The organism is Falsiroseomonas oryziterrae, from assembly GCF_021864505.1.
Classification (GTDB): Bacteria; Pseudomonadota; Alphaproteobacteria; order Acetobacterales; family Acetobacteraceae; genus Falsiroseomonas; species Falsiroseomonas oryziterrae.
Map to the genome: position 1 here is coordinate 1 of NZ_JAKJIB010000645.1, position 858 is coordinate 858.

Below are 858 nucleotides of genomic sequence, written 5' to 3' on the forward strand. Positions count from 1 at the left end.
GCCGGCGCTCGAGCGGCGCGTGCTGATCCGCTGGGGCGACCGCGTCGCCTTCGACGCGCCGGAATGGGATCCGCGCGACCCGACGCCGGAGGCCGCCGGGTCGCAGTTCGGCTGGGACGGGCGGCTGGCCGGGATGGTCGCTCCGCCGCTCGCGGGCGACGGCGTGCCGCGGCTGGTCGTCGCGGTCGCGCATCCGCGCGTGGACCCGGCGATCGCCTTCCCGATCGGGCGCGACCGGCCGGCGGTGGCGGCGGCGATGCAGGGCGCCTCGCTGCTGAACCTGCAGCGCGTCAGCGGCGAATGGCTGGTGGTGGATGGCGGCTTCCAGAGCCGACGGCTGGACGCGGCAACGCTCTGCCGCTGGTCGGGGCCGGGGGCCGGAGCCGATGTCGCGCAGGGAATCCTGGGCCCCGAGGGCGGCTGCGCGACGCCCTGGCGCAGCCTGCTGCTGGCCGAAGGCGATCCGGCGCCCTGGCTCGCGCGGCTGCGCGACCTCGATCCGCGCTTCGAGGATGCGGCGCGCTTCGGCTGGGTGGTGGAACTTGACCCGCTCGATCCGCAATCGGTGCCGGTGAAGCGCGCCGCGCTCGGGCGCGTCGGCGCGGCGGCGGTGCTGGCGGCGCTGTCGGGCGACGGGCGCGCGGTGGTCCTGATGGCCGACGGCCGCGCGATGGGCTTCCTCTACCGCTTCGTCTCGTCGCGGCCGGCGATTGAGCCGGATGGGCTGGATGCCGGTGCGCTTGCGGTGGCGCGCGTGGAGGGCGGGGCGATCCGCTGGCTGCCGCTGCCGGCGGGCAGCACGCTCGACCCCGCCGGTGCAGCGGAACGCGCGGGCGGGACGCGCTTCGACACGCCGGC

Annotated in this window: 1 protein-coding gene; it reads left to right on the top strand. The window is 77.4% G+C overall.

Going from position 1 to position 858, the window contains the following annotated elements:
* Window positions 1–858, top strand: an 858-nt coding sequence (locus L2I40_RS23830; RefSeq protein WP_237217823.1) for an alkaline phosphatase PhoX, incomplete at both ends; no start/stop codon positions are given.